Annotated in this window: 1 protein-coding gene and 1 pseudogene; both read left to right on the top strand. The window is 64.1% G+C overall.

Features of this window, described 5'->3' with window-relative positions; all coding sequences use genetic code 11:
- Positions 1-116, top strand: a pseudogene (locus tag AAHG09_RS31845) (IS5/IS1182 family transposase); the annotation flags it as partial.
- Positions 117-205: 89 nt separating this feature from the next.
- Positions 206-612, top strand: a 407-nt coding sequence (locus tag AAHG09_RS31840) for a transposase family protein (RefSeq protein ID WP_342112350.1), incomplete at its 3' end; no start/stop codon positions are given.

Raw genomic sequence — 612 nt, 5'->3', positions numbered from 1 at the left:
TCCGCCGTCTCGTCAAAGACTACGAGCGTTATGCCAGCACCCTGGCAGACCTGCACCTCGTCGCCTTCGTCTGCCTCATGCTCAAACAGGCCGCTCAACTCGCCACAGGTTCATAACAGCCTCTAGGCGTGGAATAAGGGCTCTGACTCACTCTCGCTGATGCCGACGGCGTTGAGGTTGCGGATATCCACGATGGAGCCGCAGCATGCGCCCCCGCTTCAGGCCCTCGAGCCTCGTACCTGCCGGATTCGTCGTCGATCACCTCGATGTCGGCACCGATCGGATCAGTCTGGTCGTGAGATCCGGATCTGCGACGGCGACGTGCCCAGACTGCCGAACCTCTTCACGTCGCATCCAAAGCCGTTATCAGCGCCGTGCCGCCGACCTACCGCTCGGTGGTCGGCGCGTCGAACTCCAAGTCATGGTGAGACGCTTCTGGTGTGATGCAGCGGCCTGTGGGCGGAAGATCTTCGCCGAGCGCTTCTCCGAGGACGTCCTGCCTACCTTCGCGCGACGCACCTCGCGGCTGGAGCAGATCGTCCATCACCTCGGGCTCGCACTCGGTGGTCGGCCCGGTGCGGGCCTCGCTCAGCGCCTGATGCTGCCCGTCAG

This window comes from Methylobacterium guangdongense (assembly GCF_038442355.1).
Lineage (GTDB): Bacteria > Pseudomonadota > Alphaproteobacteria > Rhizobiales > Beijerinckiaceae > Methylobacterium > Methylobacterium guangdongense.
The sequence above is the reverse complement of the archived record's forward strand: the minus strand, read 5'-3'. Positions and strand labels throughout refer to the sequence as shown.